This is a genomic window from Microbacterium sp., from assembly GCF_047972865.1.
Taxonomy (GTDB): Bacteria; Actinomycetota; Actinomycetes; order Actinomycetales; family Microbacteriaceae; genus Microbacterium.
On the sequence record NZ_JBKEAY010000152.1, the window covers coordinates 1 to 16,229 of the forward strand.

Genomic DNA, 16,229 nt, shown 5'->3' on the forward strand with positions numbered 1-16,229 from the left:
ACCGGCAGCAGCGGCGCACCCTGCACGATCCCGCTGCACACGTCCGTGCCACCGGAGCCGACGTTGAGCAGAACCCGGTCGCCGAACTGCTCCCGCACCCAGCGGTACCCGTCCTGCGGGAACGGGCTGCCGACGGCGCACAGTTGCTCGAGCCGGGGGAAGCGGAACTCGCTGCGCGGGTCGACGCCCTGGGCGCGGCTGCCCCGGATGTACGCGGGGCTCATGCCGAGCACGTTCGGGTCGGTCTGTTCGGCCACGCGCCACAGCTCGCGCGAGTCGGGGTAGGTCGGGTCGCCGTCGTACAGCACCACCGAGGCCCCCACCAGCAGACACGAGGGCAGGGTGTTCCACACCATCCAGGCGGTGGTCGAGTACCACATGAGCCGATCGCCCTGCCCCAGTCCCCAGCTCAGGCCGTGGTTTTTGAGGTGTTCCAGCAGGATGCCGCCGTGGCAGTGGGTGATCGCTTTGGGGGTGCCGGTGGTGCCGGAGGTGAAGATGACGAAGAGCGGATGCTCGAACGGCACGTGCACGTAATCCAGGTCGCGAGCGTCACCGGTGCCGAAGTCCTCGTACCGGGTGGCGTCGGCCAGTACGTGCTGGGGGTAGGCGACCTCGACGACGTGCTCCAGGCTCGGGATGGCCGCGACGATCTCGGCGACCTCCTCGCGGCGGTCGATCTCTTTGCGCCCGTACCGGTAGCCACCGACGGCGAACAGCACCTTCGGTTCGACGATGCCGAGCCGGTCGATGGCACTGGAGGTGCCGAACTCGGGGGCACAGGTGGCCCAGACCGCCCCCAGGCTCACGGTGGCCAGCTCCGCCGCGATGGTCTCCGGGATGTTCGGGAGGTACGCCGCGACGCGGTCACCGATGCCGACGCCGGCGGCGATCAGCCCGGTGCGCAACCGCCCGACGTCGGCGCGGAGGTCGTCGATGGTCCAGTCCTGTTGCGGCCGAGTCTGCGAATAGCTGACGAACGCCGAGCGGCTGCCGTCACCGCGGAGGACGTGCTCGGCATAGTTGATCCGCGCCCCCGGGAACCATTCCGCTCCGGGCATACGATCGTCGGCGAGGACGGCGCTGTAGGGCGCGGCCGACTGCACCCGGTAGAACTGCCAGACCGACTCCCAGAAGCCGTCGAGGTCGGTGATCGACCAGTCGTACAACTCGGCGTAGCCGGTCAGGTGCACACCGCGGTGTTCGCCGACCCAGTCGATGAAGGTCTGCAGCACTGTGGCCGACCGGACATCCTCCGGCAACTCGTACAGGACAGGGGCGGCGGGAATCGGGCTCACGCCCCGACTCTACCGCCCGGCCACGGCGGCGCCAGCGGCGCCCCGGTGGCGGACTCGCCGCAGATTCGGACGACACCCGGAGATTCGGATCGCGCCGGGTGGCGGCATCCGAATCCGGCGTTCGGAATCCGATCCTGCGGGACATCGACGCCCGGGCGCGGGGTGCAGATCCGACGCAGTGTTCTGCGCGTGTGGCCATATCGGTCGCGCGCTGTCCGGCCTAGGGTGACCCCACAGGTCACGACGGAGGCACACCATGAATCTGTTCCGGATGCTGCAGGAACGGGTGCAGCGGTCCGGGCCGGTGCGGGTGGGCATGATCGGGGTGGGCAAGTTCGGGGCGATGTTCCTCGCCCAGTCGTTGACGACGCCGGGTATCGAGGTCGCCGCGATCGCCGACACCTCTCCGGCGCGAGCGCGCGAGGTCTGCCGGCGAGCGCAGTGGCCGGAGGAACGGATCGCCGCGACCGCCTTCCCCGACAGCGGCCCGGAGCTCTGCGCGCGCGACGACCTGGACGTGGTGGTCGAGGCCACGGGGAATCCGGCGGCGGGAATCGCCCACGCGATGGCGGCGATCTCGCACGGCACCCACGTGGTGATGGTGAATCTCGAGGCGGATGCCATCGCCGGGCCGGCCCTCGCGGCTCGGGCCCGCGCGGCGGGGGTGGTGTATTCGTTGGCCTACGGGGATCAGCCGGCGCTGACGGCGGAACTGGTCGACTGGGCGCGAACCAGCGGGTTCGAGATCGTGGCCGCGGGAAAGGGCACGAAGTTCCTCCCGCACTTCCCCGAGGTGAACCCCGACACCGTGTGGACCGAGTTCGGGATGACCCCGGAGAAGGGGCACGACGTCAACCCGATGATGCTCACCTCGTTCACCGACGGCACGAAGTCGGCGATCGAGATGGCGGCGATCGCGAACGCCTGCGACCTGGCCGTGCCCGAGGTGGGGCTGTCGTTCCATCCGTGCGGGGTCGACGACCTGGCGCACGTCCTGCGTCCGCGCTCGGTCGGCGGGGTGCTCGATCGTGCCGGGATGGTGGAGACGATCTCGTCGTTGGAGCGCGATGGGCGTCCGGTGTTCCGTGACCTGCGGTGGGGCGTGTACGTCACGTTCGAGGCTCCGACGGCCTTCGTCGCCGAGCAGTTCCAGTACTGCCATCTGCACACCGATGACACCGGCCGGTACGCCGCGATGTACAAGCCGTTCCACATCGTCGGGCTCGAACTCGGCGTCTCGGTGCTGTCGGTGGTGCTGCGTGGCGAACCGACGGGGCAGAGCCGCTGGTTCCGCGGCGACGTGGTCGCGACCGCGAAGCGCGACCTGGCCGCCGGCGACACCCTCGATGGAGAAGGCGGCTATACGGTGTGGGGTCGCCTCATGCCGGCCGGGACCTCGGTGGCCCGCGGTGCCCTGCCCATCGGCCTCGCGCACGGTGTCACCCTGGTGCGCCCGGTAGCCCGCGGCGACGTGGTGACGTGGTCCGACGTGGCGCCGTTGCCCGACGACCTCACGATGCACCTGCGGCGCGAGACCGAAGCGCTGGCGGAGGCCTGAGGGCCCCTGAGGGCGGTCAGCGCCCGGAGCGGACCGCCGTCACCGGATTCGGACAATGCCCTCGGATTCGGAATCTGCGCGCGCTCACCCGGTCAGGATGCCGTCGAAGAACGCCCCCAGTTCGGCCGTTGCGGTCAGCGGCAGCACGGCCGACACGTACATGTCGGGCCGCACGACCACGATCGCCCCGTCGCGGGAGATGCCGCGTTCGGCGAAGATGTCGGTGCCGTGCCCGCCGCAGAACACCTTGTGACGATCGACCAGTCCGAACGGACCTCGCTCGGGCTGGAAGACGGTCGGCGCGTCGGCGACCTCGACCTCGGTGTCGTGCTGCTGGTAGATGACCTTGACGTCGAAGACGGCATCCTCATCGGCGCCGTCACGCCGAGAGCGCACCACCGGGGATGCCGGGTCGGTCCGCAACCAGTCCGACAGGTCCGCGACCGGGGTGCCGGTCCGCGCGGGCGCGGAGGCGTCGGCGAAGACGTAGATGCGCCACCGCCCGTCGGCGGCGTGCAGGTGTCCCAGCTGGGCCGGGTTGGCGTCGGCGCGGCGCACCACCTGGGCGGAATGGAACCGTTTTCCGATCGGGAACCCGGTCGCCAACTGCTGATGCTCCGTCGTCGCCGTGATCATCGACGGAGCGTACCGGGTCATGAATCCGGCCGGGAACTCCGCCGTCCGTACGTAGTACTGCTCCAGTTCGCGGGGATCGTCGTACTGGTCGATGGGCTTGGCCATCATCGCCGACCACTCCTGGTCGAAATCGATCAGATTCTTCGCGATCACCTGCCGCTCCGCCGAATACGTCGCCAGCAGCGATTCTCGCGCGACGCCGGTGAGCACCTGGCCGAGCTTCCAGCCCAGGTTGAATCCGTCCTGCATCGAGACGTTCATCCCCTGCCCTGCCTTCGCGGAGTGAGTGTGGCAGGCATCGCCCATGATCATCACGTGCGGCATGCGGATGCCGGCCTCGTCGCGCGGCACCTCGTCGAACCCGTCGGCGAGGCGGTGCGCCACCTCATACACGCTGAACCAGGAGACCTGCTTCACGTCCACCGAGTACGGATGCAGGATGCGGTTGGCCTGCGCCAAGATGCCCTCGAACGACAGCTTCCGGATGCGTCCACCGTCGTCGGCGGGCACCTCGCCGAGGTCGACGTACAGGCGGAAGAGGAACTCGCCCTCGCGCGGGATGACCAGCACTGTGCCGCCGCCGTGGGCCTGCACCATCGATTTGACCCGGATGTCGGGGAAGTCGCTGTTGGCCAGCACGTCCATGACGCCCCAGGCGTGGTCGGCGGCATCCCCCGCCAGGGTGCGGCCGATCGCCTGACGCACGGTAGAGCGGGCCCCGTCCGCCCCGACGAGGTACTTCGCGCGCACCGTGCGCTCCTGGCCCGCGCGGGGGCCCGCGGCGTACCGCAGCCGTGCGGTCACGGCGTGCTCCGCCGTCGGGTCGATCTCGCAGCCGACGAACTCGATGCCGTAGTCCGGGGTGATCCTCCCCGGTGACCGTGCGGCGACCTCGACGAAGTAGTCCAGCACCCGCGCCTGATTGACGACGATGTGCCAGAACTCGCTCATGCCGTGCGGATCGTCGGGGGTACGGGTGACCCGAACGATGTTCTCCGGATGCTCCGGGTCCGGCTTCCAGAACGCGGTCTCGGTGATGCGGTAGGCCTCCGCCATGATCCGGTCGGCGAAGCCGAACGCCTGAAACGTCTCCACGGTGCGCGACTGCACGCCGTCTGCCTGCCCGACCTCGAGGCGTCCCTCGCGACGCTCGATGATCCGCGTGTTGACGGTCGGATAGCTCGACAGCTGTGCCGCCAGCAGCATCCCCGCCGGCCCGGTCCCGACGATCAGCACATCCATCTCGTCGGGCAGCTCCGTCGCACGGTCAATGCCGCACCCCGCGGCCGGTCGCACCCGCGGCTCGGTCGACTCGTAACCGGCATAGTGGAACTGCATCTTCGCCCCCTCGCGTTCGATACTGTGTGCGACCCTACCCCCTCCCCCGTTTCCTCCTCCCCTTTCCCCGTGAGGTCGCCACGGCTTGACCGGGCGCCGACCGGCCGGGCACGCTGAGCGGATGAGCACCAGCGACGCGCACGCATCCGCCCCCGGCCGATACCTCTCGCCGACGCCCGACCGGCTCAGCGGCGATCAGGCGGAGGTGTACGACGCGATCGCGAACGGTCCGCGCGCGTCGCAGAAGAGCCTGGTGCCGGTGGTCGACGACGACGGGCGCCTGCTCGGCCCCTTCGGGCTGATGGCCATCGCGCCCCGGCTCGGCGCCGCGGTGCAGGAGGTCGGTGCGGCCATCCGTTTCCACGGCACGTTCGCGGCGATCGACCGCGAGCTGGCGATCCTCGTGGTCGCCACCCACCACCGCTGCGACTTCGAATGGTTCGCGCACGTCGAGGCGGCCCGGGCGGCCGGACTCACCGACCCGCAGCTGGCGGCGGTGCTCGCCGGCACGCCGCCGAACGGGCTCACCCCCACGGGAAGCGCCGTCTGGCACGCCGCCCACACCCTGATGACCGCCGGCGCGCTCGACGACGACGCCTACCGCGCAGCCACCGCCGCGCTCGGCGAGGCGGGCCTGGCAGAACTGGTGTGGCTGTGCGGCTACTATGGGATGCTGGCGCTCGCGCTGGCCGCCTTCGACCCCGAACTGCCCCCCGCCGCCCGCGGTGCCTTCGCGCGCGCCGCCGACGAGCTCGGCGGATAGACTGGTCGCCCCCGAGCGGCGGGGAGCAGGACGCGAGGAGGCATCCGTGAGCAAGAGACCGCCGATACCCACCCTGGAGCCCGCCTTCGAGGTGGTCGCCGAGCTGGGGGCGCTGGAAGACCACGGCGACACGCGTGTCGGCCACCGCCGCATCATCCCGGTGATCGGCGGACGCGTCACCGGTGAGTTCGAGGGCGAGATCCTCCCCGGCGGCGCCGACTGGCAGATCGTACGGCGCGACGGTTCCATCGACGTCGACGGCCGCTACTCGGCCCGCGCGACCGACGGCGCCCTCGCCTACATGCACGCCGTGGGCGTGCGAAGCGGCGACCCGGACGTGCTGGAATCCCTCCTGCGCGGCGAGGACGTCGACCCGACGGCGTACTACTTCCGCGCCGCTATCACGATCGAATGCGCCGCGCGACCCGAGCTGCAGAACTCCGTCTACGTCGCGTCCTACATCCGCACCGCCCACAGTGTGGAGTACGTCGCCTACCGGGTCACCTGACCGACGGGCGGGGTTCGGGCGAGGGGCTAGGAAAACAGGGGCAGGAACAGGACGACGCCGATCAGCGGCAGGATGCCCTGGATGACCGCGGCCCGCAGATAGCGCCGGCCGGTCGTCGTCAGCACGACCGCTGCGGCGAGCATCGACCCGAGCCCGAACAGCGTGACGGCCCGACCGGCGGCCGCCGCGCCCGAACCGGCCCCGCCCGCCCAGAACATCGCCAGCCCCACGACGACACCGATCGCGAGGAACAGGTTGTAGAACCCCTGGTTGTACGCCAGGTCACGTGTGGTCTCGGCGGCGGCCTGGTCGCGCAGCCCGAATCGACGCCAGATGCGAGGGCTGCGCCACTGGACCGACTCCATCACGAAGATGGCGACGTGCAGCGCCGCCGCGAGCGCCGCCGCGACCGTTGCGATGATCGACACCATGCGCCGACGATAGCGCGGCTACGCTGGCGGAGTGGCGCCACGTGACGACAATTCCCCACGACGGCACCCGCGCCGCGCCCGGCGCCAACCGACGAAGCGTCGCGACGCGCCGAACAGACCGCCCGATCCGGCGGCACCGCCCCCGCTGCCGCCCACTCCGTTCCGACTCGGGGTCGTACCCGGCGTCACACCCGGAAAGTGGATCGACACCTGGCGCGATCGCTATCGGGCAACACCCCTCGACCTGGTCGCCCTGACCGTCGCCGACCAAGAACGCGCGGTGCGTGCCGGCGAGGTGGATGCCGCCGTCGTGCGCCTCCCGATCGACCGCGACGGCCTGCACGTCATCGCGCTGTATGACGAACTCCCCGTCGTGGTCTGCGCCGCCGACTCCGTCCTCACCGCGGCGACCGAGCTAAGGGCGTCCGACCTGGTGGGCGAGACTCTCATCGTCCCTCTCGATGACGTGCTCCACTGCGCGGTACCCGGCACCGTCTCCCCCGTCTTTCCTCCCCCGCCGACCACGGCCGACGCCATGGCGATCATCGCCACGGGTGTCGGCATCGCCACGGTGCCGATGTCGCTGGCGCGGCTGCACCATCGCAAAGACACCGCCTTCCGTCCCCTCGCCGAAGGCCCGGTCTCCACCGTCGCGCTGACTTGGCTCGTCGACGGTGGCACGCCTGCCGTCGAGGCCTTCATCGGGATCGTGCGCGGCCGTACCGCCCGCTCGTCCCGCACCTGACCGGGGCCGTCCCGCACTGGGCGGCGGCGTTGAGGGTCGGTGACTTCCCTGGTCACCGACCCTCCGACCGAACGGCACGAGCGGTTCGGTCGAGCGCTGGGATGCTGCGCAGTTCCCCAATGGTGTGCATCCCGACCCCTGTCAGCGCCCGCTCATGTGAGGAGAGCGCCGCGGAACGTCGGTGATACGCGCGGTCGCGGAATCATCACAATCCGGCGCCGTGACATTGGAACGGCGCCGCAATCCCGGTCTGCAGCGTTGCGGCGACAAGTGCCTCGGCCGGCGTGACCCCGGCGGCGAGACCGCGGTGCAGTGCGGGCAGCAGCAGGCACGCATCCGCGTCGCCGACCGATACCGGCGCCGAGATCACGCACCGCACGCCGGCATGGAGCCAGGCGCGCGTCATGCCGAGTGCCTCTTCGCCCCATCGGACCGTGGAACGACCCACCTCGCACGCCGACAGGACGACGATCGACGGCACCCGCGGCATGCGGTCGATGTCGTAGCCGAACAGCGTGCCATCGGCCAGCTCCAAACCGGCGAACATGCCGTTGTCGGCCGAGTGAGTCCCGTGCGCGGCGATGTGCAGCACGTCGGCGCTCGCGGCGAGGGCGGTGACCGCTTCGACGCTCGCTCGGTCGCCGGTGGTCTGCGACGCTCGAGGCCACGCCGCCGCCGCGCCGGCAAGTTCCTCGGCCCCGCGCGCCACCCGCGGCCCCGCGACGAATGCCGCCCGCTGCAGCGCCGGGGCCTCACCGGCACGCACCCACAACGATGCCGACGCGGCTAGCGTGACGGCGCGACCGCTGAGACCGGGAAGCATGGTCCAGGGCACACCGGCCAACACCCCGGGCGCGGTGATGACGAGGCGTCGCGCGGCGGTGTGTGCCAACGGCACGGCCACCAGCGCTGCCGACAGCGCCTGCAGCCGGCGGTCGAGCGAGCGCCCCACCACTTCGGCCATCGGCCCGGCGATCGTCTGCGCCGACATGTCCAAATCGGCACGCAACCCGCCCAACGCGTCACGGATGCCGCCGGGCAGATCAACGATGTCCGCACGATCATCGGTGACCACCAGACACGACAGCCGCGCGGGACGGAACACGAATAGCAGCGCCGCTGTGTCGGGGTCCAGCGCCGCGCGCAACTCGGGCAGCGTCGCCGCCGCATCCACACGACGTGCTCTGGTCTGCACCCACTGGCGGCGCCGCACCCGGGCTGATGCCTCGACGGCGCGAGGATCGGACAACCAGTCGATTCCGCCGGTCTCGGCGCGGAGCAGCCGGAGCTCGGCGAGATCGGCGGCCAACTCCGGGTCGGGCGGGGGACGCAGCGGCGTCACGTGCTGCTGATCATGCCGAGCGCGCTCGGCCCACTCGAAGAGCACGCCGGGGTCACCGGTGCGGTGCGCCGCCTCCAGCCCCACCACCATCAAACCCACCCCGTGCATCGCGCTGGCCGTCTGCAGGTCGATGCTCCCGAACGCGGCGCGCCAACGCGCCAGCCGCTCGACTCCGTCGGCCGCGATTCGCCGCGCCTCCCCCCCACGGCCGGCGCGCGCCGCGCGCTCGGCGCGCAGTTCGTCGGCCAGCACCCATACCTCGATCGATGTCCCTGGGCGCGTACGGGGACCCCGTCGGGCGGGCAGTCCGCGCCGCACCCGCCACAGCAGCCGGGTCAGCTCCAGTGCGTCGGCGTCGTTGCGCAATCGTGCCCGCCGGAGCGCCGCCACCACTCGGGAGACCTCAACCGCCGTCGGCAACCTCCCCCGGATCCCGGTCACCTCTCCGGTGCGATCCACGGCTCCTGCCGCCAGCGCGGCCCGCATCCGGATGCCGTCGGCGCGCGCCCGCCACACCGTCGCCCCGATCCGTGCGAAACGCCGTCCCGCAGCGCGGGCCACCTCGCGCGCACGGTGGGGCTCGTGCCGCAGCAGCGACCGCGCCAGCAGCAGCTCCGCCTCTCCCTGCGCCTGCACGATGTGCTCGTCGCCGAAGATCTCCGCGGCCGACTGCAGTAGCCCCTCCGCCTCGGTCACCAATCCCGCCTCGGCGTACGCCTCCGCCATGTCGACGTCGCAGATCGCCGCATTCGCGGACGACACGGCCGCGATGGCGGGGCGAGCGCGCGACATCTCCCGGATCGCCCGCAAGAGGTCCCCGCGCAACAAGTGCGCGTAGCCGAGGTTATGGCGCGCTTCGGCGACATCGGTCGCCTCGCCGTGCGACAGGTACGCGTCCACCGCCGCTTCAATGTCGGCGACCGCGGCATCCATGTCAAACCGCTGCATCAGCACGATGCTCCGATTCATGCGAAGGTTCGCCGCGGACCACGGATCATCGTCGAGCGCCGCGAGGGCCTCGGCGAACCCCGCAAGCGCTTCGTCGGGCCGGCCGTGCTGAAACAGCAGGCTCGCCAACTGCCCGGTGAGGATGCCGCGGGTGTGCGGGCTCAGCCCCGTGCGACGCAGTGCCTCCCGACACAACTGCTCACCCCGATCGAGCTCGCCCAGCTGCGCCACCGCGTAGGCGAGGGTTCCCACGATCCTGGCGGCGAGGTCGTCCGAGGCGGGCTGGTCGGTGGCGCGCTCTAACAACTCACGGGCCTCACGAAAGCGGCGCTCGTTCGTGAGGCTGAGCGCCCGATCGTACAGTTCCTCGACGGCCACCACTCCAGCTTGCCGCTTCGGGTACGACCGCGCACCCGTGTCAGCGACCCGTGTCGCTGGCCGTGATCACCTTTCGCACGCGGTCACGGTACACGGCATGAACCGGTTCTCCGGTCGGCTTGTCGGGAAGAAAGCCGAGTGCGGCGGCGATCCGTCCCGCAACCAGCGGTGCCGCGAACGAGGTCCCGCTCCACACGGCGAACGTGCCGCGGAAGTCGTCGGGTCCGATCGTGGACCGTTCCCGCTCGTACTCGTCATCGCGCGAAGTCGCCTGCCGCCCCCCTTCGAAGGCGGGAATGGTGCTCACGATGCTTGCTCCGGTCGCATAGGTACGCACCCACGGCCCCACGTTGGAAAACAGCGCGGTCGTCCCGGTGTCGGGGTTCAACGCCCCCACCGACACCAGCTCGGCGCCGTCGTCGGACTCCACCCCGTTGTCGGCACCCGGCCACGGCCACAGGGATGCCGGGAACGCGGGGCGGTCCACGGCGTCGTTGCCCGCCGAGGCGACCACGGTGACCCCGTGTGCCCGCAGCTTCGCGAGCACGTCCACCAGCTCTGTCAGGTACAGCCCGTCTTCGGGAGTCTCGTGATAGAACCCCAGCGAGAGATTCAGCACATCGACCGGGTGACCGCCTGCCGCCCCGTCGCGGTGACGCTCCACCAGTGTCACCAGATCCCGTAACACCCGCAGCAGAGTGGATTCGGGGATGAGGCCATTCGCGTCGGCGACGCGGATCGCGAGAATCTCGGCATCCGGCGCTACCTGTCGGACGATGCCCGCGATGAACGTGCCGTGACCGGCCACCGGATCCAGTTCACCGTCCAGAGGCCCGAACAGGTCGGGGTAGCGCTCGGGGTCGGCGTCATCGGCGAGACCGACGGGCCGTCCGTCGATGTCGATCGCGGTCCGCACCACGTCGCTCGGCAGCCACTCATGCACACCCGCACCGGTGTCGAGCACCGCCACCACCGGGGCGCGGGTTCCCGTCGGCGGCTTCGTGCGCACCGGGCCGGGGCCCACCCACGCGACCGGCTGACGCCCTCCACGCCCAGACTCCGCGTACTCACCGACCGGGTTCGACCGGGCGAACGGATTGGAGCGCGCGAACGGGTTGGAGCGCGCGAACGGGTTCGACCGGGCGAACGGGTCGATCGCGAGGACATGTTCCAGTCCGACGCCGTCTGCTCCCACCTCGGCCAGCCGCTCGATGACCTCACGCGCGGGCTCGCGTGCCGGATCGAGCTGGGCGCGAGTCAGCACGTCTCGGCGCAACCGCTGCAGCACCCGCCATGCGTCGGGTGCGGCGGCACCCTGCGTGCCCTCCTCTCCGGGCACCAGTCGTACGCGTACGAACGGCAGTTCCTCTGGTTTCTGCCCGTCGACGAGATCATCGTCGTCGGGCAGCACCCGAAGTCCGAGCGCGACAGCAGCCCGCTCCACGAGTGCGGCACGGCCCCGGTAGTCGCTGACTCCACTGGATCGGGAGATGAGCAGACGATCGGGCACGTACATCGTCGGCAACGCATCGATGCCCGAGATCGGCTCCGTCGCCGGATCGAGCAGCTCGACATGCGCGATCGATCCGCGCGCCCGATCACGCCACGTCCAGCCGTCTGGTGTCCCAGCCATCGTTTCCTCCCACAACTCCCACCGGCGGCGGGTCAGATGTCGAACCGCGGGGTGCGCAGCTCAGGATCGTGCACATCGGTCAGCAGCAGCCGCAGCCGGACCGTTCCGGCGGGGAGAGCGTCGAAGGAGAATCTGCCGCCATCGACCGCGGTCACCGCCTCACCCTCGTCATGTTCGGCGATCGCCGTCGTCGCGATGCCGTCCACCCAGCCGTCCAGGCGGCGTCCTCCTGCCTCTGCGCTGGTGATGTGCACCAGCATGCTGGTGGTGCCATCGCTGAACTGCAGCGTGAGGGTCTCCGCCACACCGCGCACGGGTGCCACCGCGTCTGACTCGACGAGTGTCAGCAAGACGTAGTCCTCGGCGATGCTCTCCGCGGCGACCGCGGCGACCATGCGGTCGACCAGTCCCGCCGGAACGGGATCGATGCGTTCCCAGGTGCGGCGCAGCCCGCGAAAGAGCGCCGCGTCGGGCGTCACGTGCTCAGAGGTCATTGTCTTCTCCGTTCCATCCGGCCCCCCGGAGTGCCGCCCGCAGCTTGCCCAGACATCGTCCCCGCGTCGGACCGATCGAGCCGACCGGCATCGAGAGGTCGGCCGCGAGCCGGGCGTAGTCGGGGCGTTCTTCGAACGCGATGACCCGCAGCAGGCGGCGGCACCGTTCGTCGAGGGTATGGACGGCCCGCCACAGCCGACTGTCCCGGTCGTGACCGGTGGCGGCGCCCTCCGCCGACTCGGCGGCGGGCAGGTGTGGTTCGAGGTCTTCCGATTCGACCGGTGCGGCACGGCGTTGCAGCTTCGCGACCCGCCAGGCCTCACGGCGTGCCGTGGTCATCAGCCACCCGGACACCGCGCGTGGGTCGGCGATGCTGTCGTGGCGACGCACCAGCGTCAACCACGTGGTCTGCACGACGTCCTCCGCCGATGCCGCGTCCAATCCGTATGCGCGCACGACGTGCCAGAGCACCGGACTGAGCAACCGGACCAGGGCATCCATCGCCCGGGAGTCGCCGTCGTGCCACTGCTGGAAGCTGTCCGCCGCGCGCTCCCACAGCGACGACTCGTCGTGGGTGTCGTCAGCGTCACCGGGTTCGCGAGGGATCGGTGCGGGATCCGCGTTCGCCATGCTGCTCATTCTGACCACACCCACAGGAGCAGCGCTAGAGACCCCTGATACATGACGCCGACGAATTCGTCCCCGTAGACTCCTCTCCATGCCCCGATTCGCGTATCTGAGCGCGCGCCCGCAGCACAGCGCGGCCGATGCCGAGTACGAGTCTTTCCGCACCGCCGCCCGCCTGGAGCCGGGGGAACTCGACCGCGTCGATCTCGTCCACGAACGGCTTCCCGCCGATGCCGTGGACCGCTGGGCGGGCTTCGTCGTCGGCGGCAGCCCCTTCAACGTGACCGAGCCGGAAGCGGCCAAGACCGACGAACAGGTGCTGCTGGAAGCCGACCTGGCTCGCCTCGCCACACACGCCGCCGAGGGCAGGACCGCCGCGCTGTTCACGTGTTACGGCATCGGCATCGCGACACGCACCCTCGGCGGCGACGTGTCGCGCGGTTACCCCGAAGACACCGGACCCACGACGATCACCCTCACCGAGGCCGGCACCCGGGATCCGCTGTTCGGCGCCCTCCCCACCCGGTTCTCCGCCGTCACCGCCCACAAGGAAGGCAGCGCCGCGCCGCCCCCGGGGGCCGTGCTCCTGGCCACGAACGACGCGTGCCCGGTGCAGGCGTATCGCGTCGGCGAGCGCCTGTACGCCACGCAGTTCCATCCCGAGCCCACCGCCCGTGCGTTCACGGAGCGGATGGCGATCTACCGCGACGACGGGTACTTCGACGCCATGGACTACGAGGCGATCGCCGCGCGGGTGCATGCGACGGCGCTGTCGGAGCCACCCCGCATCCTGCGCGCCTTCGTCGGCGCGTTCTGACGCACCGGGTCGACGGGCCCGCCCGTTCGTTCGCGCCGAACTGCGGGATGCTGACTGGACGACCGACGTTTCGGCGCGGATGAACGCGGGATGCTGACTGGACGACCGACGTTTCGGCGCGGATGAATGCGGGGTCAGGCTGGACGACCGACGTTTCGGCGCGGATGAACGCGGGGTCAGGCTGGACCGACGATGACAGCCGAGTCCGGGGCGATGAGCCAGCGGTCGCCGCGCGAGGCGGGCGGGACCGTCACCAGCCACACCACGTCGCCGTCGGCGGGTACGTCCCACGGGGCCGCCGACAGGTTCACCAGTACCCGCACGTCACCGCGGGTCAGGGTGTAGACCCGCCCCCCGATCGCTTCGGCGGCCTCGCCCGTGCGCCGATCGGCGCGCGGATCGGTCAGCGCGGGTTGCTCCCGCCGCAGCCGGGCCAGCTCGCGGTACAGCGCGAGCAGGTCGGCGTGACCGGCCGCGTCGACCTCGTCCCACGCAAGCCGTGACCGCGCGAACGTCGCGGGGTCGTTCGGGTGCGGCACGAGCGATTCGTCCCACCCCATCCGGGCGAACTCGGCCTTGCGTCCTCTTGCCGTGGCCTCGGCGAGGTCGGGTTCGGGATGCGAGGTGAAGAACTGCCAGGGGCTCGACGCACCCCATTCCTCGCCCATGAACAGCATCGGCGTGCCGGGAGCGGTCAACGTCAGCACCGCGGCGACCCGCCGTCGCTCCGGCGTGAGCATGGCCGCGAGCCGGTCGCCGGCGGCACGGTTTCCCACCTGGTCGTGCGTCTGCGCGTACGTCACCAGCCGCCAGGAGGGCACGTCGGCGGGAATCGGATGCCCGTGGTCACGACCCCGGAACGACGAGAACGTCCCGTCGTGGAAGAACCCGTCCGTCCAGGTCTTGGGCAGCGCGTCGAGAGCCGCGAAGTCGGCGTAGTAACCGACCGTCTCCCCCGTGAGGGCGACGTGGAGAGCGTGGTGGAAGTCATCGGACCACTGCGCGGTCAGACCGTACCCGCCGGCCTCCCGTGGCAGGACCATGACCGGATCGTTCAGGTCGCTCTCGGCGATGAGCGTCAGCGGCCGGCCCTCGTGGGCGCTGAGGGCGTCGACGGCCTCGGCGAGTTCGCGCAGAACGTGCACCGGCCCGTCGTCGTGCAACGCGTGCACGGCATCCAGCCGCAGTCCGTCGACGTGATAGTCCCGCAGCCACATCAGGGCGTTGTCGATCACAACGTCACGCACCGCCCGCTCGTCGAGGTTGAGGCTGTCGCCCCAGGTCGTGGCCTGTCCGTCGCGCAGGTACGGTCCGAACGCCGGCAGGTAGTTCCCCGACGGCCCGAGGTGGTTGTAGACGACATCCTGGACGACCGCGAGCCCGGCCGCGTGCGCCGCGTCCACGAACCGCTGGTACGCCGCGGGGCCGCCGTACGCCTCGTGCACCGTGAACCACAGCACCCCGTCGTACCCCCAGTTGTGGCTGCCGTTGAAGCCGTTGACGGGAAGCAGCTCCACGTGGGTGACGCCCAGCGACACCAGGTGGTCGAGTCGCCCGGTCGCGGCATCCAGCGTCCCTTCGGGCGTGAAGGTGCCGACGTGCAACTCATAGATCAGTCCACCGGCGAGCTGCCGTCCATGCCAGGCTCGGTCGGTCCAGGGGAACGGCGCCGGGTCAAACCACGCCGAGGCCCCGTGCACGCCGCGGAGCTGGCGCCGCGACCGCGGGTCGGGCAGCATCCTGTCGTCATCGCCGATCACGAACCCGTACTCGTCGCCGTCGGCGAGCACGACGTCGCCCTGCCACCACCCGGCATCCGCCGCGGTCAGCTCGACGTCGTCGCGCCCCGGCCGCCGCAGCCGCACCCGGTCAGCGCGGGGTGCCCACACCTGCATCATGCGTCCATTCTGCCCAGGCCCGGACCCAGCCGCGCGCCGGTCCCGGCCTGCTCGCAGCGAAATGCGCGACCCGACGCCGCGAACGCGGTCGCCGTCGGGCCTCAGCACGCGCCGCCCGCCCGTCGGCGGTCGCTAGGGTTTGGCGAGTGACCTGGTACACACCCCTGAGTGCGTTCGGGCGCGACGACCGCGCGCGAAGGCAAGGGCGCGAGCCTCGGCGAACTGACCGCGGCGGGCTTCGACGTGCCGCGCGAACCGGATCTCACCCCCGGACGACCCCGTCGCTGCTTCCGGCGCCCCGACCGCGCGGCGCGCAGCTCAGATCACGCGGAGGCGCCACCCAGCCGGACGACGAGCTCGACCTCGACGGGGGCGTTGCGGGGCAGCGCGGCGACCCCGATGGCGGCGCGCGCGTGCGGGCGAGCACCCGCGAACAACTCGTTGAGCAGTGAGCTGGCCCCGTTCATGACCGCCGCCTGATCGTGAAAACCGGGAGCCGAGGCGACGAAGCCATTGAGCTTGACGACGCGTTCGATGTCGGCGAGGTCGACCAGCTCCGACAGCGCGGCGAACGCGTTCGCGGTGCAGATCCGGGCCAGCCGCGCCCCCTCCGCCACAGTGACGTCACGGCCGAGCAGCCCCGTCGCGACCAACTCGCCATCGGACAGCGGTAGCTGTCCCGAGGTGAACACAAGACTCCCCGCGCGCACAGCGGGAGAGAAATCCGGTGTCTTCGTCGGCTCGGCTGCTGCGGCGGCGCGGATGCCGGCGAGTGTCAGTGCAGTGGTGTTGGGGACGGGCGGGGTCATCGTGG

The 16,229-nt window shown here is 70.8% G+C and carries 14 protein-coding genes; 5 read left to right on the forward strand and 9 right to left on the reverse strand.

The window, feature by feature from the left end:
• On the reverse strand, positions 1-1,298 hold a 1,298-nt coding region (locus ACK5KK_RS09480), incomplete at its 3' end, for an AMP-binding protein (RefSeq protein ID WP_416889840.1).
• Between the two features lie 256 nt (positions 1,299-1,554).
• On the opposite strand from ACK5KK_RS09480, the gene ACK5KK_RS09485 reads away from it, so the two are divergent.
• Entirely contained in the window at positions 1,555-2,856 is a 1,302-nt protein-coding gene (locus ACK5KK_RS09485; protein WP_416889841.1) for an NAD(P)H-dependent oxidoreductase, read from the forward strand.
• An 84-nt stretch (positions 2,857-2,940) separates the two neighbouring features.
• Here the strand turns inward: ACK5KK_RS09485 and ACK5KK_RS09490 are convergent, their stop codons facing one another.
• Positions 2,941-4,830: an FAD-dependent monooxygenase gene (locus ACK5KK_RS09490; RefSeq protein WP_416889842.1), complete on the reverse strand. Its 1,890-nt coding sequence runs from the start codon at positions 4,828-4,830 to the stop codon at positions 2,941-2,943.
• Positions 4,831-4,951: 121 nt separating this feature from the next.
• Here ACK5KK_RS09490 and ACK5KK_RS09495 point away from each other — a divergent pair, with 121 nt between their 5' ends.
• Positions 4,952-5,593, forward strand: coding sequence for a carboxymuconolactone decarboxylase family protein (locus ACK5KK_RS09495; protein ID WP_416889843.1), 642 nt, complete (start codon positions 4,952-4,954; stop codon positions 5,591-5,593).
• 46 nt (positions 5,594-5,639) lie between these two features.
• Positions 5,640-6,101, forward strand: coding sequence for a DUF3237 domain-containing protein (locus tag ACK5KK_RS09500; RefSeq protein WP_416889844.1), 462 nt, complete (start codon positions 5,640-5,642; stop codon positions 6,099-6,101).
• A 26-nt stretch (positions 6,102-6,127) separates the two neighbouring features.
• Here ACK5KK_RS09500 and ACK5KK_RS09505 read toward each other — a convergent pair whose 3' ends face one another.
• A complete protein-coding gene (locus tag ACK5KK_RS09505) occupies positions 6,128-6,532 on the reverse strand; it encodes a DUF1304 domain-containing protein (RefSeq protein WP_416889845.1) in 405 nt (134 codons plus the stop codon).
• 31 nt (positions 6,533-6,563) lie between these two features.
• Here ACK5KK_RS09505 and ACK5KK_RS09510 point away from each other — a divergent pair, with 31 nt between their 5' ends.
• On the forward strand, positions 6,564-7,277 hold the full coding sequence (locus ACK5KK_RS09510; protein ID WP_416889846.1) for a LysR family substrate-binding domain-containing protein: 714 nt from the start codon (positions 6,564-6,566) through the stop codon (positions 7,275-7,277).
• 205 nt (positions 7,278-7,482) lie between these two features.
• Here ACK5KK_RS09510 and ACK5KK_RS09515 read toward each other — a convergent pair whose 3' ends face one another.
• The 4 genes from ACK5KK_RS09515 to ACK5KK_RS09530 are packed head-to-tail and all read right to left on the reverse strand — an operon-like array spanning position 7,483 to position 12,703.
• A complete protein-coding gene (locus tag ACK5KK_RS09515) occupies positions 7,483-9,945 on the reverse strand; it encodes a CHAT domain-containing protein (protein WP_416889847.1) in 2,463 nt (820 codons plus the stop codon).
• A 40-nt stretch (positions 9,946-9,985) separates the two neighbouring features.
• Complete coding sequence (locus tag ACK5KK_RS09520; protein ID WP_416889848.1) at positions 9,986-11,578, reverse strand: S8/S53 family peptidase; 1,593 nt, start codon at positions 11,576-11,578, stop codon at positions 9,986-9,988.
• Between the two features lie 32 nt (positions 11,579-11,610).
• Positions 11,611-12,072, reverse strand: a complete 462-nt coding sequence (locus ACK5KK_RS09525; protein ID WP_416889849.1) for a hypothetical protein — start codon at positions 12,070-12,072, stop codon at positions 11,611-11,613.
• Positions 12,062-12,703: an RNA polymerase sigma factor gene (locus ACK5KK_RS09530; RefSeq protein ID WP_416889850.1), complete on the reverse strand. Its 642-nt coding sequence runs from the start codon at positions 12,701-12,703 to the stop codon at positions 12,062-12,064. The genes ACK5KK_RS09525 and ACK5KK_RS09530 overlap by 11 nt, the downstream gene beginning before the upstream one ends.
• Before the next feature lie 88 nt (positions 12,704-12,791).
• On the opposite strand from ACK5KK_RS09530, the gene ACK5KK_RS09535 reads away from it, so the two are divergent.
• On the forward strand, positions 12,792-13,517 hold the full coding sequence (locus ACK5KK_RS09535; RefSeq protein WP_416889851.1) for a glutamine amidotransferase-related protein: 726 nt from the start codon (positions 12,792-12,794) through the stop codon (positions 13,515-13,517).
• A 176-nt stretch (positions 13,518-13,693) separates the two neighbouring features.
• Here ACK5KK_RS09535 and treZ read toward each other — a convergent pair whose 3' ends face one another.
• Both treZ and ACK5KK_RS09545 read right to left on the reverse strand, forming a co-directional pair.
• Positions 13,694-15,415 carry a malto-oligosyltrehalose trehalohydrolase gene (gene treZ, locus ACK5KK_RS09540; protein ID WP_416889852.1) on the reverse strand — a complete coding sequence of 574 codons (1,722 nt, stop codon included), beginning with the start codon at positions 15,413-15,415 and terminating at the stop codon, positions 13,694-13,696.
• 323 nt (positions 15,416-15,738) lie between these two features.
• Positions 15,739-16,229: RidA family protein (locus tag ACK5KK_RS09545; RefSeq protein ID WP_416889853.1), on the reverse strand; the 491-nt coding region annotated here is incomplete at its 5' end.

Coding starts and splice junctions, on each gene's coding strand:
- ACK5KK_RS09485 (WP_416889841.1), top strand. CDS start 1,555: ATGAATCTGTTCCGGATGCTGCAGGAACGGGTGCAGCGGTCCGGGCCG.
- ACK5KK_RS09490 (WP_416889842.1), bottom strand. CDS start 4,830: ATGCAGTTCCACTATGCCGGTTACGAGTCGACCGAGCCGCGGGTGCGA.
- ACK5KK_RS09495 (WP_416889843.1), top strand. CDS start 4,952: ATGAGCACCAGCGACGCGCACGCATCCGCCCCCGGCCGATACCTCTCG.
- ACK5KK_RS09505 (WP_416889845.1), bottom strand. CDS start 6,532: ATGGTGTCGATCATCGCAACGGTCGCGGCGGCGCTCGCGGCGGCGCTG.
- ACK5KK_RS09520 (WP_416889848.1), bottom strand. CDS start 11,578: ATGGCTGGGACACCAGACGGCTGGACGTGGCGTGATCGGGCGCGCGGA.
- ACK5KK_RS09525 (WP_416889849.1), bottom strand. CDS start 12,072: ATGACCTCTGAGCACGTGACGCCCGACGCGGCGCTCTTTCGCGGGCTG.
- ACK5KK_RS09530 (WP_416889850.1), bottom strand. CDS start 12,703: ATGGCGAACGCGGATCCCGCACCGATCCCTCGCGAACCCGGTGACGCT.
- ACK5KK_RS09535 (WP_416889851.1), top strand. CDS start 12,792: ATGCCCCGATTCGCGTATCTGAGCGCGCGCCCGCAGCACAGCGCGGCC.
- treZ (WP_416889852.1), bottom strand. CDS start 15,415: ATGATGCAGGTGTGGGCACCCCGCGCTGACCGGGTGCGGCTGCGGCGG.